This window comes from Paenibacillus sp. P36 (assembly GCF_045866505.1).
GTDB lineage: Bacteria > Bacillota > Bacilli > Paenibacillales > NBRC-103111 > Paenibacillus_E > Paenibacillus_E chondroitinus.
In genome coordinates, this window is sequence record NZ_AP038372.1 from 7,759,719 (window position 1) to 7,784,645 (window position 24,927).

The window sequence follows — 24,927 nt, forward strand, 5'->3', positions numbered from 1 at the left end:
AGTTGTTGAGCTGCTACAACTTCCACTTACTTTGACGATACTCCGTGGGAGTATAGCCCATATGCCGTTTGAACATTTTGGAAAAGTGCACATAATCCGAAAATCCAACGGCCGCACTAACTTCGTAAACCTTATTAGCCGAATCCGAGAGCTGTTTGGCGGCTTTATCCATTCTCAGTCGAATCAGATACTGGCTGAAGGGAACGCCAAGCTCTGTTTTAAACATATGGCTGAAATTAGCCGGTTTGACTTCCAACTGTTGGGCAATTTTCGTTAGTGTAAGCTCAGGATCACCAAAATGTTTCTCCACATAGGCAATTCCCGCTTGAATCACCTTGCCGTATCCCCAGTTTCTCGTCCCTCGAATCGTCTTCATGGCGGCATAAATATGGGCAATAAAGGTGTCGAAGTGATGGGTGATCTTATCCAAACCTCGTGGAAACGGTAACTCTTGCCCTGAGACAGAACGAAATTCATCTTCCAACAAGGCGATATAACCCGTCAGTTTTCTTTCCATGTCATAGGTGGTCAGCTTGTTATTCATTAACTCATGCTGCAACGAGTTCAGCTCTTTCTCAATCTCCAGTTCCCGGAGATCCCATAAATCGCGGGCCAACTGCTTCGCACTCGTTTTGAATGACCATAACTGCTCTTTGTTGTCATGAACAATGCGTGCTTTCTCAAGCAGTATCTTCTCCCGCAAGGCATGTAAAGTTGGCAGCAGATGCTCCTCATTAATCGGTTTCAATAAATAATCCGCTGCACCAGCACGCAAAGCTTGCTGAGCGTATTCAAATTCCCCATAACCGGAAACTACGATGACCGAAGATGAAATGCCCTCCTGTTTAAGAGCCGACATTAAGGCTATTCCATCCATGACAGGCATACGAATATCCGTAATAATGATGTCCGGCACATGCAGCTTTGCCAGGGCGAGGGCCATCTGCCCATCCTCTGCTTCCCCTACGATCTTGAATCCTTCGGCTTCCGTCTCCATCAGAGCGACCAGCCCCATTCTTACGATCGGTTCGTCTTCGACAACGACGACGGTCATCATACGGATCGCTCCTTCCGATAAGGCATTCTAATCTCGACAATGGTTCCCGTGTTTTCTGAGCACACAATGGAAAGGCCATAGGGTTCACCGAACTCAAGTCTCAACCTGCTGTGAACGTTCCACATGCCGATCCCACCGAACGGAGCACTGGCTTGCAGCATTTGCTCCTCCGACATGTAGGCAAAAGCTTGGTTATACGTCTCCACCAGATCCGGCGGCATCCCCCTGCCCTTGTCGATAATCAGAAGTTTGATTCCCGCATCATCGAAGCTGGCACGAAGACCAATATAAGTGGGCTTAATCGAATAATCCTCATAGCCATGAATAAAGGCATTTTCGACAATCGGCTGGATCGTGAGACGAAGTGTATGAATTTCTTTCAAACTATTCAAGTCCAAATCGACGTCTACTTCCAAGCTTTGATAACGTTCCTTCTGAATGTGAATATAGTTGAACATGTGCTGGATTTCTTCAGCCAGCGATACCGTGTCCTCTGGATTGTCGATGCTGTAGCGAAATATATCGGACAACCATACCGTCATCTGACTGATCGGTTTCACCTTAGCGATGATGGCATAGGCATTGATAACTCCCAACGTATTATAAAGAAAATGGGGATTAATTCTCGCTTGAAGCATCTGAATCTTGGATTCTCTTTGGTGAATGGCCATTTCTTTTTCCTTCTGATGGGATATATGCATCATTTTGATCAGCCGATTCAAGTCTTCCAACATCAGATTAAAACCTCTGTTCAGACTTCCGATTTCATCCTTGCGCAGTGGAGCGCGAATGCTCAGGTCGCCCATCTCCACTTTTTTCATTAGATTCATTAAGTGCGAGAGTGCACGCGTGATGGAAAGTGAAAAGCTGAGAATCGTCACAAAGGCCAAAACGATGAGCAGTAAGACAAAACCGAGGGTTAGATTTCGAAAATAAATCAAATCTTCCATCAGTTCCCGCAGCGGAACCTCCGACACAATCGTTAATCCTGTTGATGCTGAGCGGTTATACACAACAATTGACTTGCCTGCTCCTGTCCCGTTTGTAAAGTAAGGCGTATTTATGTTTTCGAAATGACTCTTATATTTTGCCGGCAGTAGCTGCTGCCATTTTTGCGGATCAGGATGATACAGGTACTTGTCGTCCGTGTTCACGATGGAGATCATCCCTGTTTTACCCAGTTGGGCTTGGTTAATGATGTCAGTCGTTCGGTTCAAGGATAAATCAATGATTAGATAACCTGCCGTTACATACGTTTCATTATCGATGATTCTTCGAAAGACCGTAATAACCTCCGTACCGTCTCCTGTCATGCTGATGCCCAAAATCCGAAAATTGTCCTTGTTGTTATCAGCAAATTCTTTTCTGTAACTATCAACACGATCTGAGAAAGCTATGTTGCTATAATAAGGACCTTTCAGTGAAATAATGGACAGTCCATAAATATCATCTCGATTATAGACCATGTTGGGAATGAGATCCGCCCGGATACGCGAGCTTAAATCATAATAGTCATATTGATTATTAGGGTCTATTTTGACAAATTGCTGTACGAGTGGATGGGCAAGCAGAGGAAGTGTCGCCTTTTTTATATCAGAAAAATAGACATCAAGGTTATAGTTGATTTGACGCATCAGCTGTTGATTATTATTAATGGCATTATCCTCAATGGTTTCCATGGAACGATCGTACCAGAACTTACCGAGGATTAAAAACGGCAAACAGAAGAAGCCGAAGAAGAGCAGAACCAGCTTTAACTTAATCGTCATCGTCTTGATTCGCATACTGCATTCCCCTTTTTCTTCCGTCTGTGCTTCTAGGTTGTCTACTATAAAAATAACGTATTTTACGAAATCAAGAAACCCTAATCTATTCTTTGACCGAACCGAGCATCGCGCCTTTTACGAAATGCTTTTGAAGAAGCGGATATACGATGAGAATCGGCAAGGTAGCGACCAGCACGATGCCCGCTTTCATCATTTCCGGCGTAAACTGCGTACTCAGTTGGAAATCGCTCATTCCGGTATTGGCACCATTGTCTACAATGAGATTACGCAGCAGAACTTGAAGCGGGTACAAGTCCCGTGAGCGAATGTATATGGTTGCTGAAAAATAGGAATTCCATTGGCTGACGGTATGAAATAACGTAATAGTCGCCAATACAGGCATAGATAATGGCAATACGATTCGCGTATAGATGCGCAGTTCCCCGCAACCATCCATTTTGCCTGCTTCAAACAATTCCCCAGGAAGAGCTTTAAAAAAAGTTCGAATGATCAGAACATAAAATGCGCTCATCGCCCCAGGAATAATGAGAGACCAAAGCGAATTAATCATGCCCAGCTGTTTGACTAACAAATAACTCGGAATTAAGGGTACAGGAAACACGAACGTCACGACAATAAATTTTAAAATGATGGTCCGCCCCGGCATCTTCGGCCTCGTAAGCGTGTAGGCCAAGAGCGAACAGAGGAGCAGTGTCACAAGCGTTCCGACGACAGTAATATAAATGCTTACTCCCATGGCTTTCCAAATCTCATCTAACGCAAAAATAGATCCATATACATCAAACTGCATGCCTTTGGGCCAAAGCCCTACCAATTTGGCATTCGCATATTCCGGGAGGCTAAGCGACACGGCCAATAAATGAATTAATGGCGCGATCATGCTCAAACTGGTTATAACTAAAACAGCTATATTTACAACTGAAAACCATTGAAAGGAACGAGCGATTCTCAGGTCAATCCCCTCCTGTTTGTTCTAATAAACACTTTCACCTGTTGTCTTTTTGCTTAACGTATTCACCAACGTCAACAATATCAACCCAATGACGGATTTAAACACACCAATTGCAGTCGAGTAACTATACTGGCTGTCTAGCAAGCCAACTCTATAAATAAAGGTATCGAACACTTCACCAACATCTCGCACAAGAGGGTTTAAGAACATTAGCATTTGCTCAATATTAGCATCCAATAGATTCCCTACTCTAAGAAGCAGCAGAACGATAATGGCCGGCATCAGCGATGGCAGCGTAATTGACCATATTTGCCTAATTCGACTTGCCCCATCTACAGTGGCAGCTTCATATAAGCTCGGATTAATTCCGGCAAGTGCGGCCAAATAAATGATAGTCCCCCATCCAATTTCCTTCCAAATGCTAATAGATATAATCGTTCCTAGAAAAGTTGTCGAGTTCCCCAGGAAGTCAAAGGGTCCTAGGCCAACGTAATGAAGCAGTTGATTCATCCAGCCCTTAGCGTCAAGCAGATTGGAAAAGATACCGCCTACAATGACCCATGATAGGAAATGCGGCAAATACAACATTGTCTGAAGTGGACGTTTCAACCACATTGCCCGTAACTCGTTCAACAATAAGGCTAGAATCAAAGGCGCCGGAAAACCAAATAAGATGGAGTAAAGCCCCAGTTTTAAGGAGTTGCGCATAATAATCCAGAAATCATCATATCGGAACAACGTCAGGAAATGATCCAACCCCACCCATTTGCTGTGCATAAAACCTTGAAATAGATTGTAATTCTGAAATGCGATGAGATTACCTGCCAGAGGAATGTATTTGAAAGTAAAAAAGTAGAGTAACCCGGGGATTGCCATAAGAATCAGCACCCAGGACTCTTTGGATCGGATCTGTGCGAACAGGGCGTTCTCCCCCTTTGTGAAATAATGTGGATCGAGCAACAGGAGGTCCAAGTCGGAGCTGAGCTCGATCCACGCTTAACCGGGTCTAACCGTTATTTCGTATTGAATTTGTTGTACCATTCTGTCGCTTCTTTAATTGCGGCATCGCCGCCTCGCTTTTTCCACTCAACCACAAAGTTGTCGAACGCTGAATCCAGTGGTTCACGTCCTGTAAGCACTTTGGCAAACATGTCCAGGAAAAGCGTGCCTTGAGCAGCGCCAATATTTAATTCCGGATGGCTTGCGAGTGATTCCAAACGAGGCATATATTTCGCTTCATTCGGGATTAGACTTTCTTTGGACGTCGCATACCCTTTGGTAATCTTTTCGGATTCCGGCAGAGCTTTAAGCACAAGTGGAGCTGCGAAACCGATCTCACGCGGGTTCAATGACACTTGATACATTTGGAAAGCATTTTTCTCCACATTGACCGGCTGATTAATATCGTACTTAATCTGTCCGTTTTCTTCCGTGAAGTTTTGCCCTTTGATCCCGTATGCAAAAAATTGGTCAGCGTCAGGACTGCTGTAAGCCCACTCCAGGTACTTAATGATATTTTCTGGATTTTTTGTTGTGGCCGGAATCACCCAGACGAAATAAATCTCATCTGATTGCAGCGCCATGCCTTTATCACCGCGTGGACCTTGCGGGGGTGCAATCATGCTAACAGAAGCGTTGGGTTGGTTAAGGAACGTTTTTGCTGCGTTATCCTTGCCGTACCCAGCCAGGTATTGATAAACGGCAGCTCCCCATACCCCTACTTCCCCTTTGGCAATGGAAGCATTCTGTTCATCTTCTTTTTTCACAAACAAATTGGGATTGATGTAGCCTTTATCGTATAACTGCTTGTAGAAAGCGATCGCTTCCTTCATTCTTGGATCGATAATGTCCGGAACGAGCTGCCCGTTCTTGAGGCTCCACTTGTTCGTATGAACACCGAATGCAGGTGTGAAAATATCCGTCCAAACAATATTGTTGAACATGCCTAAACCATATTCATCATTTGGATCGCCGTTGCCGTTCATATCTTCTTTTTTAACTGCTTCGAAAAAGGCTAAGTAGTCGTCAAGTGTCTTAGGAGTATCCATTTTCAGCTTATCCAGCCAATCCTGGCGGATAAAGATAGAACGATCGGCCGGTACCCCACGGGTAACGGGTATGCCATAAATTTTACCGTCCTTGGAAATACGGGGACTTTTCCAGAATTCTGCGGGTATTTTCTTTTTTAGCGTAGGCGCGTATTTATCAATGAGGGGACCGAGTTCGAGAAAAACACCTTGATCGACAGCACCGCTGTGAATGGTAGATACGATACTGTCCGTCCGGATCAGGTCAGCCAGATCACCGGATGCAAACCGAAGGGACAACTGCTGGGCATAATCGCTATGTCCCAAGAAATCATACTTCACATTGAAACCGGATAATCGGTTCAGTTCTTTCTTGTAGATATCGTCTTCTTTGGCTTGTTTGGCATAAGCAAATTCGGAATGGGACAGAAGAATATGAATGGGATCGGAGGCCGATGCACCTGAAGTGGAAGTTGCTTTTGGATCATTAGAAGAATTACCGCAGCCGGCTAGCATAACAACAGACATCAAAGCTCCAACTATCGTGATAGCGCTCCGCTTGCGAAGGAAACGGGAGTTGTTCGAAAGTGCTTTCAAATGAAGTAGCCCCTCTCTATAAACTTTATTATCATGGGCCCATGATAGTTTTCATTATAGTAACACTTACAATAAATTCACATGTGTTTTTAGTCGGAATTATGTGTTTATTCAAAATACATAAATAGCAATTTGGACAAATGCAAAAGGAGCTAAGCGGCTTATACCTGCTTAACTCCCGGTGAAGGCTGTCCTCTTCGACTATTCATCATCTACGAAGTAACATCGTCGAAATTCTGCAAAAGGCGCTGTTCCAGACCTTTTTCGTCAGATATCAGTTCTTGCATAATCGGAATCTCCATATCGGTATCGGGGTTGTATTTTAGGCCCCAGCGCATAACGGCAAATACGACCGGAAACAGATCCAATGCTTTCTGCGTTGGTCGGTACATCGTTTGTGCACGGCTTGAAGCGCCTTCTATTTTGACAAGAAGGCCTGCATCCGTGAGGGATTGGAGGCGTGCACTCAAAATATTCGTTGCTATGCCCTCGCGTGAAGCAAGAAACTCGCGGTAATGCCGCTTATTATGGATAAGGACATCACGAAGGATGATGAGGCTCCATGGATCGCCCCATATGTCGAGTGCATAGACGATTGGACAAACTGTAGGGGTTCGTTTTTTCATGAGTCGATTATACTATCCATACTTGCATCTTACAAGTTAACATGCCCGACTTATTTATACTTGCAATTTGCAAGTAACAACTTTATACTAGGAGTGCTATTACCAAATATTGAGAGGAGATAGCTTGCATGAATCAAAACTACACCACTGCCTTTAATGTGGAGCAAAGCCCCGACGAAGTCTTCGCCGCTATCAATAATGTCCGAGGATGGTGGTCGGAAGATATTGAAGGCAGAAGCGACGAACTTGGCGAATTTAAGCACCAGTACCAGGACATTCACCGCTGCACCATCGCAATCACCGAACTCATTCCAGGTAAGAAGGTTGTATGGCACGTTATGGACAACTACTTCAACTTCGTAATGGACAAGAGCGAGTGGAAGGATACCGACATTATCTTTGAAATCACCGAGAAGGACGGAACAACAGAAGTTCGCTTTACGCACGTAGGTCTAGTCCCCTCATATGAGTGCTACAGCGTTTGCTCGGACTCCTGGGGCACCTATATCAACGGCAGTCTACGCAGCTTGATTACGGAAGGTAAGGGCCATCCCAACCAAAGCGAGCGAATTGCCAATAAACACGGCTTGGAAAACTCTTAGAAAAATTTGGCTATCCCTTATCCCTTGCCCACAATCTCAGTAATACAAAAAACCAAGGAGCTAAGCGAGAACAACTCGCTTAGCTCCTTGGTTTTTAAATTTCTTGGAAATCTGGGATGCGGTCGGAGGGATTTGAACCCTCACGCCTTGTGAGCGCCACCCCCTCAAGATGGTGTGTCTGCCGTTCCACCACGACCGCATAAGAGGATAAAAAACTGACCCGTAGGGGACTCGAACCCCTGTTACCTCCGTGAAAGGGAGGTGTCTTAACCACTTGACCAACGGGCCACGAAAGTCATGAAGCTTGTGCAGCCCATTTTGACGACAATTGTTATTATAAAGGATCAAATCTCAATTGACAAGTGCAAAATCTGGATCACTTCCGGACAAATATGGTATGCTGAAACCAATTCAACCTGACCGAGGTGTTTGGTTTGTCATCCATGCTCATATATGAATCTACACAGGCAACCGTCCACGAGGAAGAGGTGCGCATTCCAGCTCCAAACGAAGTTGTTTGGGTGCGATTGGAGAACCCGTCGCCCGATGAAGTCAAACATGTCCTTGGCGATGTATTCAAGTGCCACCCGCTCCTCGTTGAGGATGCCATCAAGCTAAACCAACGGCCGAAGATGGATACGTATAAAGATCACATCTTCCTGACCTTCTTCGCCGTATCCGAGGGGCTGGAGCCCCAAGAAATTGCGATCGTGATCGGCTCTAATTTTGTTATCACCGTTTACAAAGACAAGCTCCCTTTCATGGACCAGCTCTACCTGACATGCCAAGAAGTGCCTGAACGCATCAGCCATCCCGGCGTCATTTTGCATGCCATTCTGGACCGCTGTGTTGACGATTATACCGTCATCGTGGAACATCTGGACGATCGACTCGACCACATGGAGCAGTCCGTCTATCAAAATCCCGCGATTCGCATCGCGCAGGATATTTTCCAGCTGAAAAGAATCATGCACCAGCTCCGCCGCGTCATTGTCGATGAACGAATAACCCTGGCGGCTATTGCTCACCACTCTTTTCCGTACACACGGGAAGAAGATGATGTCTACTTCATGGATATTATGGATCATATTTCGCGCGTCGTAGATTCACTGGATATTTTCCGTGAGTCACTGACAGGGCTGCTTGAGCTCCAAATGAGCATGAAATCCGATCGCATGAACGAAATTATGAAAACATTAACGGTTTTCAGCACGATTTTTCTGCCGCTTACCTTTATTGTTGGCGTCTACGGCATGAACTTCAAAATCATGCCCGAGTTAGGCTGGGACTATGGTTATCTGTATGTCTGGATCCTGATGATTGGCATTGGTTTCTTGATGTGGTACTTTTTTAAACGTAAACATTGGTTTTGACTATTCATTGTGCAAAAAGCGAAAGGCACCCGCCGTGATATCCACAATCACCGGGTGCCTTTTTTCCTTATGCTATTTTAAAATAAGCAACCGATTCATTGAGTGTATTCACAACCGAGCGAAGCTGCTCGGATGCTGCAGCGATATTCTGCATCATGGCTAACTGCTCTTCCGTTGCAGCGGCAACGTTCTGCGATTTGATCAGAATCTGTGAAGAACTCGCAGCCGAGTGCTCCATCGTCGCAGAAATTTCCTGCGAGCTCGCCGACATTTGCTCCGTGATGGCTGAAGTCTCATGAATTTGCGTGACAATGTGCGTGACGGATGCCATGATCGTATAGAAACTTTGATTTACTTCCTGCATCATCGCAGATCCTGTACCAGCCTCTTGCTTCGTCACTTGCATGGACTCGGACACACTTGCAATTTCAACTCGCGTCTCGTGAATCAATTGATTAATGCCATCGGCAGAAGCGATGGACTGCGAAGCCAGCTTGCGGATTTCATTGGCTACAACATTAAATCCTCTACCGTGCTCGCCTGCTCTGGCCGCTTCAATAGAAGCGTTCAGTGACAGCAGGTTCGTTTGATTAGCGAAAGAGGTAATGCTCGAAGCAATTGACCCGATTTCATCGGATTTACGCGTCAATGATAAAACCGTTTGTGAGAGTTGATCCACCGATTTCAGGATGCTCGCGATTTGCTGCTGCAACTTCCCCAGCAGTTCATTGCCTAACTCCGCATGGCGCGAAGTTAGCGACGAGTGGTCCGCCATGACGCTCGAGTTTTCAGCCACCTTTTGAATACCAATCGCCATTTCCTCAATCGTTCTGCTCGTTTCTTCACTGCTTCTGACTTGAATCTCAACGTCATGCGTCATATCTTGAATGTTCGTAGCGACGTGCTCGGCAGCCGTAGCTGATTCCTTGGAGCTATCCGAGAGCTCGATTGAAGCGTCATGGACGAATTGCGTATTGGTGGCAATTACAGCGATCAAGCCTTTTATTTTCATAACCATCGTATCGACAGACTCTGTAATTTTCCCCAGCTCATCCTTCGCGTACTTGTTGCCCGGCTCATGCCGCAAATCTCCAGCCGCCACTTCAGAAGTGACCTTCATGATGGACCGGACCGTCCTCATTATTTTACGAATGATCATCCAACCGGATACGGCCAGCAAAAGAACGATAAATGCAACAGATGCATACACGGTTTGCTCCGTTTTACGATTTTGATCCTCGATCTGATCGATACTCGCATTCGCATAGGCGTCCAAAATTTCACCAATTTGGTTCATTCCTTCGCGCCCTTTCTCGAAAGTAGCCATAAGCTTAGGGTCATTGCTGGCATTTTTCCCTTTTCCCAAAGTCTGTACCACGACATCTGCTTCCTTCGCCCACTGATCAAAAGAGGCATGAAACCCGGCAACATTCTGCTCAATCGTCAGTTTCGTTTCTGCGTGTGCCACCTGATGAAGACCCTTCGCTTTTAAAATGCTTGCCGCCTGCTCGACTCTGGTATTCGCTTGTTCAATATTCTCTTTCATCGCTTTGAGCTGCGTCGTTGTTTCCTCCGCATTCAATGTGCCTGATACAAGCAGTTGGTATGCCACTAGCGCCTGATACATGTCCCGGTCCGCGTTCAAAATGAGCGAAGTACTCTTGTCCGTTGTTTCATATAGGGATGACGCCAACGCTCTTGTATTGTTTTTGTTTTGCTCCATTAAATAAATACTTGTCCCCAAATACAGGATGGAAGGCACTAAGAGCAATAAAATCAAACGCACTCGAATGGATAAACCTTTTACCATCTCTTCAGCCCCCGTCTAGTTGTCTGTTGTTTGTCATCACTATAAGGGAAAATCGTTTGTTAAATATTAGACAATTGTTAGCAAATTCATAGAAAAACTCACAAAAAAATAAGCCCAAACGGCGTAAACGCCATCTGAGCTTATTTCCAAATTCATACGGAGAGAGAGGGATTCGAACCCTCGCACCGCTTACGCAGTCTAACCCCTTAGCAGAGGGTCCCCTTATAGCCACTTGGGTATCTCTCCAAAGATATGGCTCCCCGAACAGGACTCGAACCTGTGACAACTCGATTAACAGTCGAGTGCTCTACCAACTGAGCTATCAGGGAATGAATAAGTATAATTTTATTATGAAGGGGCTTGTAAGTCAAGTGTATACGATTTCAATTTTCCCTTACATTTTCCACAGGCATACTTGCGGACGTCCACTTTTCGCTTTCGGAAATACTCCGTTTTGCAATTGACGCATTCCAGCCGGTATTTATAAGCCCTTTTCTGACGTGCCTGAGGCAGCGACTGACAGAAGCGAGACCCGCCAACCTGCTCCAACAGTGTTTTGAAATCATGATCGCGGTGCTTATAACCTCGTTTTAATATATGTAAATGATAATGGCAAAGTTCATGTTTAATGATTTTCTCGATTTCTTCACGGCCAAACGTCTCCCACTGCATCCAAGAGATTTCGATATCATGGGATTTGGTAAAATAACGTCCTCCCGTCGACCTTAATCTTCGGTTAAAACGCGCCTGATGAACAAACGGCCTTCCAAACGATGCCAAAGAAATCTGCTCAATCCACTCCTGAAGTTCCCGATCCTCCATCCCCTACGCTCCTTAGATTTTTCATTAAAAACTTTCTTCGCAAGATCATCTTAGACAAGTTCTCACTTGAATTTGTACCGTATGTACGGCTATACTGTCAAGTAGAAAAGAAAGAACGAAAGCTTTATACAGAGAGGATTTGACCAATCGAATGCCACAAATGCGATATGCCATTCTAAAGCTCGACCAGCAAGTAGAATTTGTTGCCATGCCATCTTCCTATTCCTATCAACTTACCGCTCTGAATCAAAGATTGCACAAAGAATTGGACAAACTGACAGCCGAAGATGTCCCTCAGCTCCCGCGAGTGATTGCAGAATGTGATGATCTGGAGCTAATCGGAACGACGTATACGCTCATTCAAGGATTAGAGTATATTAATCGTTTGGAAAAATCCTTTGCCGGCATCCAGGAGAAATCCTATCCGCTGATCTCGCTGCTAACTGAAATCCGCGCGCTTCAAGCACAGTTGGAACAGTGGTACGAAGAGGAATTTGAAGATTAATGTCAAAAGGACCTGCACCCTACTCCCTTCTCCTTCATATGCTATAAGTACATGGCGAAGAAGGGGATGGGCATATGCCGCAATGGCTCTGTAATCAATTAATGCGGGCCTTCCAGAACAAAAACCGCAGACAAATCCGATTGCTGAATGATAGCTGGTACTTTTACCGCACCCGCCGCTCACAAGAGGAGTGGCCTGACACCCAATCGACGGACGGACCGGGCAAACGTAAATTTTGATAAAAGGGCTAGTACTTGTTTGAGACAGGTGCTGGCTTTTTTGCCGTAACCCGTACATAGAAGCAGCAAGCTTTATGAAAAATATGTTGCATATTTGAAATGAGCCCACTATACTGTAAATAAATGTAATAGTCCGTTGAGTGAAGCACACTTGACCCAGCAGAATAATCTGCCGGTCGGTGTGCTTTTTTGTTATCTAAATATGTATAAGGGAGTCGATCATTCATGGTTTTACGTCGTAGAACGAAAAAAGGGCAAGGAGACAACGTATATTTGCTGCATGAAAGGAGGTCATCTTATTCTGTACATAACACCCCCACCCCCTCTACACCCGATCTGTGGGAGTTAAGGAAGCAAGTTATTCTCCAGGTTGCGAAGCGCCGTAATGGCCAAATCCGTATCCAAGACATCGCGGCTGAATGTAATGTCCCTTTTCGCATAGCTGCCGGGTGGCTGACCCGTTTAGCGCGTGAGGATGTGCTCACTGCGGTCGTTGGCCCGCAGCAGGCAATCGTTTATTTCGTGAAGGAGGTGGGACACAGAGAAGGATGATTCGCAAAAGAGAAAGGATGATTCGCAAAAGAGAAAGGATGATTCGCAAAAGAGAAAGGATGATGTAGAAGAAGCGAAAGGATGAAGCCAATAAGAGAGGATGATGCGGAAGAAGCGAAGGATGAAGCCAATAAGAGAGGATGATGTAAAAAAGCAGCCGGCAGCTTATCGCCGCCAACTGCTATCAATTTGCTTATTGCTGTGGCTTTTTCATGGTCAAGCCGACACGGCCTTTTTTCTGATCCACGTTCAGCACCCACACTTGAACAATGTCTCCAACGGAAACAACATCCATCGGATGTTTCACGAAGCCGTTCTTGAGCTGGGAGATGTGCACCAGCCCATCGTTCTTAATGCCGATATCGACGAAAGCGCCGAAGTCGATGACATTGCGCACCGTGCCGGTCAATTCCATGCCCGGCACAAGGTCTTCCAGCTGCAGCACGTCTGTGCGGAAGATCGGCGCGGGAACTTCCTCCCGCGGATCCCGCCCAGGCCGCTGCAGGCTGTCTAAGATGTCCCGCAACGTCGGGACACCCACGCCCAGCTTCGGAGCCATCTCCTCAGGCTCCAGCGTTTGCAGCAGCGACAGAAGCTGCTGCGAGCCCAGCTGCGCCAGTTCCAGGCGCAGCTCCTTGAACAACCGATCCACGACGTCGTAAGACTCCGGATGGATCGGTGTGTTGTCCAGCGGGTTCCCGCCGCCGGGAATCCGCATGAACCCGACACACTGCTCGAAGGTTTTCGCGCCAAGGCGCGGAACCTTCGACAGCTCCTGTCGGGAGCCGAACTTGCCGTTCTCCTCGCGATACTTGACGATGTTCTTGGCCAACGTCGCGTTCACGCCCGACACGTACGAGAGCAAAGACGGGGACGCCGTGTTCAAGTCCACGCCGACATGGTTAACGGCCGACTCTACGACGGCCTTCAAGTTCTCATCCAGACGTTTCTGCGAAACGTCATGCTGGTACTGCCCGACGCCGATGGCCTTCGGCTCGATCTTTACAAGCTCCGCGAGCGGGTCCTGCAGCCTCCGCGCGATCGAGATCGCGCTGCGCTCGGCGACGTCGAGGTCAGGGAACTCCGTCTGCGCCAGCTTTGACGCGGAGTACACGCTCGCCCCCGCTTCGCTGACGATCAAGTACTTGAGCTTCTGCTCCTTGATCTCGCCAATCAGCTCCGCAACAAACTGCTCCGTTTCACGGGAAGCCGTTCCATTCCCAATGACGATCAGCTCAACGCCGTGCTTGCTGATCAATTGCTTGAACTTCGCCTTTGCTTCCGCCACCTTATTATTCGGAGGTGTCGGGTACGTCACGGCGATTTCAAGCATTTTCCCGGTGTCGTCGATGACGGCCAGCTTGCAGCCTGTCCGGTAAGCGGGATCGACACCGAGCACCACGTGCCCTTTGACGGGCGCTTGGAGCAGCAGATTACGCAGATTTTCTGCGAAAATCTTAATCGCTTGCTCCTCGCCCATCTCTGTCATCTCTCCGCGCACTTCGCGCTCAATGGACGGTGCGATGAGACGCTTGTAAGCATCTTCGACAACCGCACGAAGTACATCTTGTACGACGGATTGCCCTTTGATAATCTGCCTAGCAATATAATCATGAATTTTATCTACGGCAACGACCAAGTTAACCTTGAGAATTTCCTCGCGCTCTCCACGATTGATGGCAAGAATACGGTGTGGCGGGAGACGCTTCACCGGCTCCTGATAGGCGTAGTACATCTCATAGACGGACTCAGCTTTTGCATCTTTTGCCTCCGTATGTAAGACCCCTTGATCCTGCGTGTATCTGCGTACCCAGGCTCTAATCTTGGCATCGTCCGCAATGTTCTCCGCCAAGATGTCCATCGCGCCCTGGATCGCGTCAGCCGCGCTTGCTACCTGCTTGTCCGCGTTTATGTAGCGCTCCGCTTCTTGTTCGAGCGAGCCGTTTCTAGGCTGCTTCCAGATCCAATCCGCAAGCGGCTCTAAGCCGCGCTCTTTGGCTACGCTGGCTCTCGTCTTCCGCTTTTGACGATACGGCCTGTACAAATCTTCGATTTCTTGCAGCTTTGCAGCGCCTTCAATCGATTTGCGCAGCTCATCCGTCAGCTTCCCCTGCTCGTCGATCAAACGCACGACCTCCAGCTTACGATCTTCGAGGTTACGCAAGTACTGCAGACGCTCCTCGATGTCCCGCAGCTGGTTTTCGTCCAGCTCGCCCGTCATTTCTTTCCGGTACCGAGCGATAAAAGGAATCGTATTCCCCTCATCCAGCAGCCCCATCGTCGTTTTTACTTTCCCTGCAGGCAGTTGGAGCTCAGCGGAGATCTGCTTCAAGATTCGCTCTTGGATCTCCGCTTTCTTCTCTTCAGTAAGGACGACCTTTTCCTTCGGCTCTTCCTCGTATTTGTTCTTTGCACCTTTGCTTCCCGCCTGCTCTTCTTCCGCTGCATTTGTCACACCTGTACTTCCGGATGTTTCGCCGGCTGCGTGGAACCATTTGTTCATCATCGTTTCCAATATTGTCACAGTCATTCCCCACTTCTACTTAGATTCAAGTATGTATGCAAACCAAAAAACGAGGGAACCACTTCCCCCCGTCCGTTCCTGATCCTATTCAAAATTCTATCAGTCCCACGCTAATTTGCAAAGCGTCGTCAACCTTTCGCATCGTCTCTTCATCCAAATGCGTAATTTTGTCCGTTAGCCGTTGCTTGTCAATCGTTCTGATCTGCTCAAGCAGAATGACCGAATCTCGATCGAAACCATGCGTCTCCGCGTCGATTTCCACATGCGTGGGCAGCTTCGCCTTCTGGATTTGAGCGGTAATCGCTGCAACAATCACGGTTGGGCTAAAGCGGTTGCCGATATCATTTTGGATCACGAGAACAGGACGAACTCCTCCCTGCTCCGATCCTACTACCGGCGAAAGATCTGCGAAAAATACATCGCCACGTTTCACAATCACTTCTTACACCCCGCTTACTAAGCGATCAAGCGTACCGTCCGCTTCTTCCTCCGCTTGAAAAGCTTCAGATGCCATGCTGAGATTAATTTTCGCCATCTCCATATACCCACGCTGCATGGATTCGCGTAGACTGCGCTTTTTGCGTTCAATTAAATACAGCTTCATTGCCTGGCGAATAAATTCGCTGCGATTGGAGTTCTCCTTCTCGACAATACCGTCCACTTCTTGCAACAGATTGTCAGGCAAGCTAATCATGATCCTTTTCGTATTATGCGCATTACTCACACTCTCGCACCCCCAAGAAACGATACAAAGACAATATTACCAGTATGTCAAATTGAAAACCAAATTATACAATAGATATATGCAACCAGTATATCAAATATGTTACACCTATGGATATAAGATTCTACACTACGTATTCGATAGCCTACTCTAAATTCCTCCAAAGGAAGGAACATTTTTAAATGGTAAATTCATCTAAGTTAGAATGAACCCCGATTTAGTAACGATGACGCATCAGCGGATTAATGGCATCCACCCGTTCACCGCCGCGTACATACACACGTGCGACCCGATGTGAAATCATACAAATGACTTCATAATTAACTGTACCTAGCTGATCTGCAATATCTTCAGCCGTAATTCGTTCTCCGTCCTGCTCCCCGATCAGCACAACCTCATCGAGAGACTGGACACCTTCGACGTCAGACACGTTGATCATGCATTGGTCCATACAAATTCGACCGACCACCTGCACCCTTTTGCCACGAACCAGAACTTCTGCCTTACCCGAAAGCATCCGTGAATACCCATCCGCATACCCGATTGGCAGCGTTCCGATCTGCTCTTCGCCTTTGGTATGATAGATCGTTCCGTAGCTGATCCCGGAGTCTGGCGGCAATGTTTTGAGATGGACGATGCCTGTTTTGAGACTAAGCACCGGTTTTAACGCAATTTTGGTTTGATCCACATCCCCGGAAGGATATAGCCCATACATTGAGATACCCAAACGTACCATCGAATAAGTGAGACCAGGCAAATCAATAGCTGCTGCACTGTTGCCAGCGTGTATATATGGAAATGTTACACCTTTATCCGTAAAATAGCTCACAATCCGCTCAAAACGGCGGTACTGCTCCAACGTATAGCTTTTATCCACTTCATCCGCATTTGCGTAATGAGTAAACAATCCTTCAACTTCAACATTCGGCAGCGTCAACGCTTGCTCGATGAAAGGAATTGCATCCGCTTCCGTATGCAAACCAAGACGACCCATGCCGGTATCAAGCTTGATGTGGATTTTCAGCTTTTTCTTATGCTGCTGCGCCTGCAGCTCCTTTAGGACATCATGACTATAGACCGCGATCGTAACATCAAGCTCTCGTGCCCGCTCGACTCCCTCTGGGGGCGTGTAGCCAAGCACCAGAATAGGTGCGGTTATTCCTGCATTCCTAAGCTCCAGCGCTTCATCAAAAAACGCCACACCCAAGTAATCCACACCTGCGGCTAAAGCCTCTTTGGATACTTCTACAGCCCCGTGTCCGTACGCATCCGCTTTAACGACTGCCATCTGCTTCATTCCTGCCGGCAGTATCTTCTGAAAACCTTCAATGTTGCTTCGCAGTGCATCTAACGAAATTTCAACCCACGTGGGACGATAAAAAGCATCCACCAGCGTTCACCTCTTTTTCCAAATGCAAAGGACAAGGGAAGGCCCGCTCCATGCGAGCAGCAGGACTCCCCCTCCAATAATTCCGAACCCGTTAGGACCGATAAACCTATGTTAAACCGAGTCACGAAACACTGTCAACCGTCCTTTAGCCTTAAATAAGGCGAAATCGCGTCATATCCAAACGACTCTTTTTATGAGCATGTCTGTTCGCATCGCCATCTCCGAAAGGAAATCGGCTCAATGCTACTCCCCTCGTACATTTGCAGCCCATTCAGTTCTTTTCTTAAAAGTATGATCTTCCATTGTATTCAATCCCCCATTGGCATACTTTCCCACATTAAATTTCTCTGATAAAAGCCCGAGAAGCCAAAAGGAAAGACCTGCTCCTAAGAGCAGATCTTTGGTTAGCTACTTACCGGATTGGCCTTCCGTAGCCATGGCCACTTTAATCATTTCATTTGTCGGCAAATCACCCGTCGTTAATCTGAACTCTACGCCGTCATTCGTCCAAGTGAGAGTCTTCTTATCTTCCCCTGTGAGAACGCCGATCGTGAATCCGAGATCCACAATATCACCTGGCTGCAAAGATACCGACTTCGCCTGAGGTCTAACCTCAACCATACTAAAGTTGTACTTCCCTTTATATCTCAAAAGAACAGCCGCGTCTTCACCCAGTTTCATATCCGTAATGTCCTGTTTCACGACATCCTTAGGCAGATAGCTCGGCTCGATAATACCGATACTTTGCGGTTTGCTTGCCGCGGCATTTGACTTCGTTGCATCCGTTTTTGTGCCTGTAGACGTTGTCGGTTGGGTTTGATCCGATTGGCCGCCTGTTGCGGTCAAGTTTTTGTCCGTCACACCAGCTGCCGGATGATCGGCATCCGTCACCTTCACATCGGACATTGTCGGCAATGTCTGCATGTTCCAGCTCGTCATGTTGCGCTCCATTTGGAAGAAATCCTTATCAAACTTCGCATCGAATTCGAACTTCGTGAAATTCACCTGCACCATCACATTTTGGTTCGCATCCGACACTTGAACCTGCGTAGGTGCCAGCGTCTTTTTATTCAGCCAAATTTTCTGGCGGGACAGCTGCTCATTCTGATAATTCGCCGCCACATCGAACACATAAGCATCATTGTCCGTTGTAAACTGGCGATCCTTGTCCGCAATAATACTTCTAGCTAGAGATTGGAACAAGTAAACCTGTCCCTGATTCTCTGGCCAATCACTTTGGAAACGGAAGCTTTTCTTCAGATGCGGCGTTAAAACGAAAACGCCCTCTTCATTACGCAACACAATTTGCGTCACATCTTTCGATGCATTCGTCAGCGAAATCCGGTAGAAATGTTCCGGCGAAAACGCCACCTCCACCTGGTACTCCTGCGGCTGTGACCCCGTGTGCAAAATCATGCTGCCAGAAGCCTGATAGCTATCCGCTTTGCTGATCACATGATCCAAATCCTTTACGATAGATCCTGCATCTTTCTTGCCTATCCCGCATCCCGCGAGAACCAATGCTAAGCACATCACCACTGCTACCATCCATGTGACCCGGCGCATTCGATCATCCCCTCACTCATGATTAACATCAACATAGTACATGCATATGAGGGGACTTGGCCGATTATGCAGCCAAGCTACCGGCTTGGACCCATTTAGGCAAAAAAAATAAGACTAGCTCCGGATTCGTCTAATCTTATAAATGAATCCCCCTATTCAGCTCAACTAAAATTCAGCAACCCTTCAGGTTCCAGACATAGTTTCTTCACAGTCATCTGGCATAATGATCAATTGAAGATTCATTCATGAACCGGAGGAATTTCCCTTGAATAACAACCAAAAAATCACGCTTCAAGCCTCAAGAGGAGCGGCGGCATTTTTTGTGCTGCTTTTCCATACGTCAGCCATGTCTTTCAAGTATTATCAATACGACTTATTAGGGATCAGCTCGATCGGGAGATCAGGCGGCGTAGACTTCTTTTTCCTATTAACCGGATTTCTGCTCTTTCGTACATATGGCCACAAAATAGGAACCCAAATGACCGTTTTGCCCTATTTAACGAATCGTCTCATACGTATCTATCCCTTCTACTGGCTAATTACACTCATTGTACTGCCTGTCTACTTTTTCGTTCCGAGCTTTGGATACGGCTTTGAGACTGATAAAGATACCATTATTAAATCATTCCTGCTGCTCCCTCAAGCACATGGCCCCATATTGCCGGTGGCTTGGTCGTTAAGCTACTTTGTACTGTTTTACTTGGCTTTCAGCCTCCTCCTTGCTCTTGGGAAAAAGCCAGCCTTTATTTTCGCTTCAATTTGGATTGCATTAACTTTATGCCATTTTTTGCGAATACCCTTCATTAGTGCAGATATAGACCGTCATTTTTATCTAAACTTTCTCTTTAGCGATGTGAACTTGGAATTCATAGCTGGTTGTTTATTGGCCAAATGGGTGGAGCAACATAGAAGTAAACATTACAAATGGTTGATTGCGATCGGAATGTTTGGATTTTTACTGATATGGATCAATAACAAATATCAATTTGCTCCTTTTCATAGTTACCTGCTATACGTTATTCCGGCCATATTTGTACTGCTAGGTGCTTCCTCCGTACCTGAACGGATCCAGCTGCCAAAGTGGGTTATTTCCCTCAGCAAACTAGGGGATGCGTCATACACGATTTTACTAACCCATCTGATATTTATCTCCATATTAATGAAATTAAGTGTGGCTACTCATTTGGTCGATTATTTGGGCCCTCTGCTCACAAACTTAATAATTGTAATATGTGTAGTACCGCTATGTCACATGGCGTACAAGTTAGCTGAGAAACCGCTTGTCACTGGACTTCGCGACGTCATAAAAGTAAGTCCTTCCCGCTCTTCAAAACCTGTCTCCTAAACAAAAAGACTGCCTAAGGCTATAAGCCCTAGCAGTCTTCTTTTATTTATCTTCACCAAATATACACAATACCGGCAATAATACCTGCCCAGATCAGGGAACCGAACACCACGCCAACAATCAAACCTTTGCCAATTGAAACGCGTTCATCTTGGTAAGCGTCATCATGATCGATCATAAAAAAACCTCCCCGCACACTAAGTATATGCTTAGTATGGGGAAGATGTTGACGATTCATGCGGTTGCGGTGAAAAAAATTAATTAATAGGCATTTTTATTGATAAAGCCATTAATAATGGTTCGCCAAATAATTTTAATATCGAATAAAAAAGTCCAATTTTCAATATAAAAAATGTCGTGTTTGATACGTTCCTCAATCGATGTGTCTCCACGCAAACCATTGCTTTGCGCCCATCCCGTAATGCCAGGTCGAATATGATGCTTCACCATATACTTCGGAACCTCTTCCTTGAATTGTTCCACGAAATAAGGGCGTTCCGGTCTTGGACCAACAACACTCATATGACCAAAAAGCACATTGAAAAACTGAGGTAACTCATCCAAACTTGTTTTGCGAAGGATGGTTCCAACCTTTGTGCGCCGCGGGTCATTTTCAACCGTCCACTCCGTATTAGAAGCACTTTCGGACAACACATTCATACTGCGAAACTTATACATCATAAAATTCCTGCGGTTCAGTCCAACACGCTCTTGCTTGAAAATGATCGGCCCTGGAGAAGTTAATTTAATTGCAATGACCGATGCAAGCATGACCGGCGCTGTAAGGACAATAGCCGCGCTAGCGAATAGTATGTCAAAAGCCCTCTTGAACAACCGATTTCTGAACTCATCCAGAGGAATATCCCGAACATTAATGAGCGGCATCTCCGCAAAATTATCGAAATAAGGTCGTGACGGTAAGAAGTCATAGAAGTCTGGTATGATCAGCGTTTTGACACCAATTTTCTCGCAGACATTGATGATATGACCGAATTTACGATGGGCATCCAGCGGAAGAGCAATAATGACCTCATCGACTATAGTATCATTCAAGATGGACTCTAGATCATCAATTTTGCCAATAATCGGCTTATAATTCTGGTAAGGAATCTCGTGTTTTTCTTGATAATCATCAAGGAATCCGACAACCTCGTACCCTAGCTCCGGATGCTGTCTGAGTTTCGTGTAAAACTGTCTACCAAGCGAACCCGCTCCAAGAATAAGGATGAATTGCTTATTATAGCCCTTTTGCCGGACTCGTTTCAGCGAAATTTTAATCATATAACGATAAAAGCTAATGACAAGGATGTTGTTTACTAGGAAAAGCAAGAGATAAGACCGCGAAACGTCTACTTCTTTTAAAATAAACAAAAGGCTTAAAAGCAGTAGCAAGCTGAATACATGCACTTGAATAATTTTAAATACCTCGAATGAAAACTGCTTTTTTCTTTTTGGCGTATAAAAATTTATCATATAACTTATGAAAATCGCAATTAACGCATAGCTGACACTCCACATCAAATAATGCTTAATTGGCAGTGGAGAATCAAAATGAATCCAGCCGCTTTTAAACTTCAGCCACCAGGAAAGTAAAAATACGAGCTGAATACATATGAAGTCGGCCAGCGCGTAAAGTTGGGTCAAAAAACCTTGACTCTGTCGAATCAATGTAAATCACCTCGTTGGTTTTAGTTTATTCCTTGCCAAAGACAGACCGAACTTCAAACCTACACCTATGTAAACCGCCGTGTTGGTCAGCCACGAATACTTCTTACGGTAGTGTTTGTTATGAAATAAAATCATTGCACGATGGAATTCATAGATAATTTTATAAGGCTTCCTTCGGCTGCTCGCGCCTTTGTAATGGATGATTTGCGTCTTAGGGTAATAATAATTGACCCAGCCCGCCTCTTTAATTCTATAACACCAATCTATATCCTCACCATACATAAAAAATTCCTCATCCAGCATTCCGACCTGATCAATCGCCTCGCGGCGTATTAACATGAAGGCACCTACAAGGGAATCGATACCGTATTCTTCGTCTGGATTCAAGTAGCCCAGCTGGTATTGATTGAATCGTGGAATTTTCGGAAATAGCTTCGAAAAGCCGAAGGCATAGTAAAAGGACGCTGACGGCGTCGGGAAGCCCCGTTTGCAGGCTTTGTCGAGCGAACCGTCTGGCAGTACGATTTTGCAGCCGCTGGCACCTACGATTGGATTCTCATCCATGAAACGCAGCATAGTTTCCAGCGTGTCTTGTTGAACGACGGTATCAGAGTTCAGGAGCAGCACGTATCTCCCTTTTGATTTGCGAATGCCTTGATTATTGGCTCTTGAGAAGCCTACATTGTCTTTATTTGCGATACTGGTGACTTGGGGATACTTTTCGTTAACGGACTTTATGATGCCATCTTTCGAGGCATTGTCGATTAAAATAATCTCATAAGTGTATGCTGTAGCTGACGAAAATACTGACTTTATACAGGCTAAGGTTAAGTCATGTGTTTTGTAATTAACGATAATAATTGATAAATCCAAGGGGAAACCTCACTTGTCTTAATTTCATTAACCCTATTATAACATGCGAATATTAAAATTAGCCTAAAAAAATAAGACTAGCTTGTGCTAATCTTATGATCTGAACCACTTATTAAGTTCGCTTGCTGATACTTTTTGCTTAATGCGTATTGATTGTCTCTTCTTACGAAGATCCGAATATTTGCGAAAGAAGTCAGACCATGCTCCTAGCAGCTTTGGTTCTCTTAAAAGAGAGTAAGCCAAGCTGAGGCATTCGTATATGAAAAGTGGAACAATGTGCTTGAGCATCGCTGAAAGCGTATCGTTTTTTACCATCATTTTGTAACGGTTAATGTAGGACAGTCTCCTGACAAAAAGGGGCTTACTGCTCCTACCGCCTTCTTTCCAACCTCGTTCGTGATACGCGATTGCAGATGGCTCGTACAGTGCCTTCCAACCGAGCAGTTGTGCTCGCCATGCGACATCTACATCTTCTTTATACGCAAAGAAGTCTTCATCGAAAAATTCGCCATCTAAACTAATGTCATTGATCATCTTGCGAGAGTACATGGCCGCGGCACCTGAGACGCCGAACACTTCCTCAGGAAGCTGAAAGAGATCGCTTGTCTCATGTGTGCCGCGGTCAAATGCTCTACGAGCTTTGTTGATGATAAGCCCCGTGCTGTCAATGTGCTTTGGATCGGCTTTGAAAAGCAGTTTCCCTGTGGTACTGCCTGCACTTGGTGTGTTCTCTATTGCTTCTATTGTTTTAAGCACGTAGTCTTCATCGAGGACTACATCTGGATTCAAAATCAAGCAAAAGTCCGTGTCTGTCATTCTTAATGCTTGATTGTGTCCGCCGGCGAAGCCGTTGTTTTTAGTATTCTTAACTAAAAGAATCCTGTCCGACCACTTTTGTAACTTCTCAAGTGTGTTGTCTTTTGAAGCATTATCAATAATAACGATTTGATTTATGGGGTAGGATTGCCTGATGACTGCATTTAAGCAATCGTCGATGTGTTCAGAGCTATTGTAGGTCACTATATGGATACTAGCGGAGTACATTACTCACTCCAAGTTCCTCTAAAAAAGCTTGAAGCCCCTCACGCCATGGTCTCAAATCTTCAAATCCATTTGCCCGAATGGCCATATGCTCCATCGCCGAGAAACGCGGTCTTGGGGCAGGTCGCGGGAACTCTTCTGTAGAACATGGCATTACATTTATCTTCTTACCGCTTTCCTCAAAAATCGCGCCAGCAAAATCAAACCACGAACAAACTCCAGTGTTTGAAGCATGGTAAATGCCATAACGTTCAGTTCGAACAAGCTGCTCCAAGAAATTCGCAAGATCAACCGTGTACGTTGGTGATCCGAACTGATCATTTACAACCTTCAAACTGTCGCGATCCTGAGCTAGTTTAAGCATGGTTTTCACAAAATTCGCTCCATACAAACCATAGACCCACGATGTCCTGACGATAAAGTATTTCGTAGAAAGCGTTTGAACGAGGAGTTCCCCAGCTCTTTTAGACTTCCCATAAATACTTTGAGGATTCGTATTGTCATATTCTCGATATGGCGTTGTACCAGTCCCATCAAAAACATAATCTGTGCTTATATAGCAAAGCTTCGCTCCTACTTTTTCAGCAGCAACGGCAAGATTCCTTGTTCCAAATGCATTAATTTCATAAGCCTTGTCTTCTTCCGTTTCAGCTAGATCAACAGCTGTGTATGCAGCGCTATGAATGACAATATCCGGATTAAGGGATTCTAACACTTCAAGACATTGATACTCGTTCGTAATATCAAGCTGCTCTCTTCCAAAACCATATATTTCATGGTTACTGCCCAAAATTTTAACGATATCCTGCCCTAGTTGTCCATTCGCCCCTGTCACTAAGATCTTCAT

Annotated in this window: 24 protein-coding genes and 4 tRNA genes; 6 read left to right on the plus strand and 22 right to left on the minus strand. The window is 45.7% G+C overall.

The annotated features are described in order from the left end of the window. Nucleotides 1-13 precede the first annotated feature (13 nt). The 6 genes from ACKTT9_RS34070 to ACKTT9_RS34095 form a co-directional block, all read right to left on the minus strand. Entirely contained in the window at nucleotides 14-1,057 is a 1,044-nt protein-coding gene (locus tag ACKTT9_RS34070) for a response regulator (protein ID WP_407869484.1), read from the minus strand. Beyond that, nucleotides 1,054-2,841 carry a sensor histidine kinase gene (locus ACKTT9_RS34075; RefSeq protein ID WP_407869485.1) on the minus strand — a complete coding sequence of 596 codons (1,788 nt, stop codon included), beginning with the start codon at nucleotides 2,839-2,841 and terminating at the stop codon, nucleotides 1,054-1,056. The genes ACKTT9_RS34070 and ACKTT9_RS34075 overlap by 4 nt, the downstream gene beginning before the upstream one ends. A gap of 85 nt (nucleotides 2,842-2,926) precedes the next feature. Further along, nucleotides 2,927-3,724, minus strand: a complete 798-nt coding sequence (locus ACKTT9_RS34080; protein WP_407869486.1) for a carbohydrate ABC transporter permease — start codon at nucleotides 3,722-3,724, stop codon at nucleotides 2,927-2,929. 93 nt (nucleotides 3,725-3,817) lie between these two features. Beyond that, on the minus strand, nucleotides 3,818-4,672 hold the full coding sequence (locus ACKTT9_RS34085) for a sugar ABC transporter permease (RefSeq protein ID WP_157317885.1): 855 nt from the start codon (nucleotides 4,670-4,672) through the stop codon (nucleotides 3,818-3,820). Between the two features lie 137 nt (nucleotides 4,673-4,809). After that, the gene (locus ACKTT9_RS34090; RefSeq protein WP_407869487.1) at nucleotides 4,810-6,420 is read right to left on the minus strand and encodes an extracellular solute-binding protein; all 1,611 of its coding nucleotides are present in this window, start codon (nucleotides 6,418-6,420) and stop codon (nucleotides 4,810-4,812) included. Nucleotides 6,421-6,632: 212 nt separating this feature from the next. After that, nucleotides 6,633-7,046 carry a winged helix-turn-helix transcriptional regulator gene (locus ACKTT9_RS34095; RefSeq protein WP_407869488.1) on the minus strand — a complete coding sequence of 138 codons (414 nt, stop codon included), beginning with the start codon at nucleotides 7,044-7,046 and terminating at the stop codon, nucleotides 6,633-6,635. 128 nt (nucleotides 7,047-7,174) lie between these two features. On the opposite strand from ACKTT9_RS34095, the gene ACKTT9_RS34100 reads away from it, so the two are divergent. After that, a complete protein-coding gene (locus ACKTT9_RS34100; RefSeq protein ID WP_407869489.1) occupies nucleotides 7,175-7,648 on the plus strand; it encodes an SRPBCC family protein in 474 nt (157 codons plus the stop codon). 117 nt (nucleotides 7,649-7,765) lie between these two features. Here ACKTT9_RS34100 and ACKTT9_RS34105 read toward each other — a convergent pair. Beyond that, nucleotides 7,766-7,847: transfer RNA gene (locus ACKTT9_RS34105), tRNA-Leu, on the minus strand. Nucleotides 7,848-7,864: 17 nt separating this feature from the next. Continuing rightward, a tRNA-Glu gene (locus tag ACKTT9_RS34110) sits at nucleotides 7,865-7,936 on the minus strand. Between the two features lie 155 nt (nucleotides 7,937-8,091). On the opposite strand from ACKTT9_RS34110, the gene corA reads away from it, so the two are divergent. Beyond that, on the plus strand, nucleotides 8,092-9,021 hold the full coding sequence (gene corA / locus ACKTT9_RS34115) for a magnesium/cobalt transporter CorA (RefSeq protein ID WP_407873172.1): 930 nt from the start codon (nucleotides 8,092-8,094) through the stop codon (nucleotides 9,019-9,021). A 67-nt stretch (nucleotides 9,022-9,088) separates the two neighbouring features. Here the strand turns inward: corA and ACKTT9_RS34120 are convergent, their stop codons facing one another. The 4 genes from ACKTT9_RS34120 to ACKTT9_RS34135 form a co-directional block, all read right to left on the minus strand. Next, the gene (locus ACKTT9_RS34120) at nucleotides 9,089-10,831 is read right to left on the minus strand and encodes a methyl-accepting chemotaxis protein (protein ID WP_407869490.1); all 1,743 of its coding nucleotides are present in this window, start codon (nucleotides 10,829-10,831) and stop codon (nucleotides 9,089-9,091) included. A gap of 157 nt (nucleotides 10,832-10,988) precedes the next feature. Next, nucleotides 10,989-11,077, minus strand: a tRNA-Ser gene (locus ACKTT9_RS34125). 7 nt (nucleotides 11,078-11,084) lie between these two features. After that, nucleotides 11,085-11,160 (minus strand) — tRNA-Asn (locus ACKTT9_RS34130). 19 nt (nucleotides 11,161-11,179) lie between these two features. Continuing rightward, complete coding sequence (locus tag ACKTT9_RS34135) at nucleotides 11,180-11,653, minus strand: SprT family protein (RefSeq protein ID WP_407869491.1); 474 nt, start codon at nucleotides 11,651-11,653, stop codon at nucleotides 11,180-11,182. Nucleotides 11,654-11,804: 151 nt separating this feature from the next. Here ACKTT9_RS34135 and ACKTT9_RS34140 point away from each other — a divergent pair, with 151 nt between their 5' ends. The 3 genes from ACKTT9_RS34140 to ACKTT9_RS34150 all read left to right on the plus strand — a co-directional run bounded on the left by ACKTT9_RS34140 (nucleotide 11,805) and on the right by ACKTT9_RS34150 (nucleotide 12,949). Then, on the plus strand, nucleotides 11,805-12,158 hold the full coding sequence (locus ACKTT9_RS34140) for a hydrolase/acyltransferase (protein WP_407869492.1): 354 nt from the start codon (nucleotides 11,805-11,807) through the stop codon (nucleotides 12,156-12,158). 74 nt (nucleotides 12,159-12,232) lie between these two features. Beyond that, nucleotides 12,233-12,397 (plus strand): cortex morphogenetic protein CmpA, encoded by a 165-nt coding sequence (cmpA, locus tag ACKTT9_RS34145; RefSeq protein WP_090818813.1) that lies wholly within the window; start codon nucleotides 12,233-12,235, stop codon nucleotides 12,395-12,397. Between the two features lie 225 nt (nucleotides 12,398-12,622). Then, the gene (locus ACKTT9_RS34150) at nucleotides 12,623-12,949 is read left to right on the plus strand and encodes a hypothetical protein (protein ID WP_407869493.1); all 327 of its coding nucleotides are present in this window, start codon (nucleotides 12,623-12,625) and stop codon (nucleotides 12,947-12,949) included. A 193-nt stretch (nucleotides 12,950-13,142) separates the two neighbouring features. Here ACKTT9_RS34150 and ACKTT9_RS34155 read toward each other — a convergent pair whose 3' ends face one another. From ACKTT9_RS34155 to ACKTT9_RS34175, 5 genes are all read right to left on the minus strand, one after another. Then, nucleotides 13,143-15,479 (minus strand): Tex family protein, encoded by a 2,337-nt coding sequence (locus ACKTT9_RS34155; protein ID WP_407869494.1) that lies wholly within the window; start codon nucleotides 15,477-15,479, stop codon nucleotides 13,143-13,145. A gap of 82 nt (nucleotides 15,480-15,561) precedes the next feature. After that, nucleotides 15,562-15,912, minus strand: a complete 351-nt coding sequence (locus ACKTT9_RS34160) for a type II toxin-antitoxin system PemK/MazF family toxin (protein WP_028553893.1) — start codon at nucleotides 15,910-15,912, stop codon at nucleotides 15,562-15,564. A 3-nt stretch (nucleotides 15,913-15,915) separates the two neighbouring features. Then, nucleotides 15,916-16,197 carry a CopG family ribbon-helix-helix protein gene (locus ACKTT9_RS34165; protein WP_028553892.1) on the minus strand — a complete coding sequence of 94 codons (282 nt, stop codon included), beginning with the start codon at nucleotides 16,195-16,197 and terminating at the stop codon, nucleotides 15,916-15,918. Between the two features lie 217 nt (nucleotides 16,198-16,414). Beyond that, nucleotides 16,415-17,587 carry an alanine racemase gene (gene alr, locus ACKTT9_RS34170; RefSeq protein WP_407869495.1) on the minus strand — a complete coding sequence of 391 codons (1,173 nt, stop codon included), beginning with the start codon at nucleotides 17,585-17,587 and terminating at the stop codon, nucleotides 16,415-16,417. Between the two features lie 408 nt (nucleotides 17,588-17,995). After that, nucleotides 17,996-19,153 carry a hypothetical protein gene (locus tag ACKTT9_RS34175; protein ID WP_407869496.1) on the minus strand — a complete coding sequence of 386 codons (1,158 nt, stop codon included), beginning with the start codon at nucleotides 19,151-19,153 and terminating at the stop codon, nucleotides 17,996-17,998. 265 nt (nucleotides 19,154-19,418) lie between these two features. Here ACKTT9_RS34175 and ACKTT9_RS34180 point away from each other — a divergent pair, with 265 nt between their 5' ends. Continuing rightward, complete coding sequence (locus ACKTT9_RS34180) at nucleotides 19,419-20,498, plus strand: acyltransferase family protein (protein WP_407869497.1); 1,080 nt, start codon at nucleotides 19,419-19,421, stop codon at nucleotides 20,496-20,498. A 52-nt stretch (nucleotides 20,499-20,550) separates the two neighbouring features. Here ACKTT9_RS34180 and ACKTT9_RS34185 read toward each other — a convergent pair whose 3' ends face one another. The 5 genes from ACKTT9_RS34185 to rfbD form a co-directional block, all read right to left on the minus strand. After that, the gene (locus ACKTT9_RS34185) at nucleotides 20,551-20,676 is read right to left on the minus strand and encodes a hypothetical protein (protein WP_258567639.1); all 126 of its coding nucleotides are present in this window, start codon (nucleotides 20,674-20,676) and stop codon (nucleotides 20,551-20,553) included. A gap of 83 nt (nucleotides 20,677-20,759) precedes the next feature. Further along, a complete protein-coding gene (locus ACKTT9_RS34190; protein WP_407869498.1) occupies nucleotides 20,760-22,166 on the minus strand; it encodes an undecaprenyl-phosphate glucose phosphotransferase in 1,407 nt (468 codons plus the stop codon). 6 nt (nucleotides 22,167-22,172) lie between these two features. Next, nucleotides 22,173-23,039, minus strand: coding sequence for a glycosyltransferase family 2 protein (locus ACKTT9_RS34195; RefSeq protein WP_407869499.1), 867 nt, complete (start codon nucleotides 23,037-23,039; stop codon nucleotides 22,173-22,175). 93 nt (nucleotides 23,040-23,132) lie between these two features. Further along, complete coding sequence (locus ACKTT9_RS34200; protein WP_407869500.1) at nucleotides 23,133-24,083, minus strand: glycosyltransferase family 2 protein; 951 nt, start codon at nucleotides 24,081-24,083, stop codon at nucleotides 23,133-23,135. Then, nucleotides 24,070-24,927, minus strand: coding sequence for a dTDP-4-dehydrorhamnose reductase (gene rfbD / locus ACKTT9_RS34205; RefSeq protein WP_407869501.1), 858 nt, complete (start codon nucleotides 24,925-24,927; stop codon nucleotides 24,070-24,072). The genes ACKTT9_RS34200 and rfbD overlap by 14 nt, the downstream gene beginning before the upstream one ends.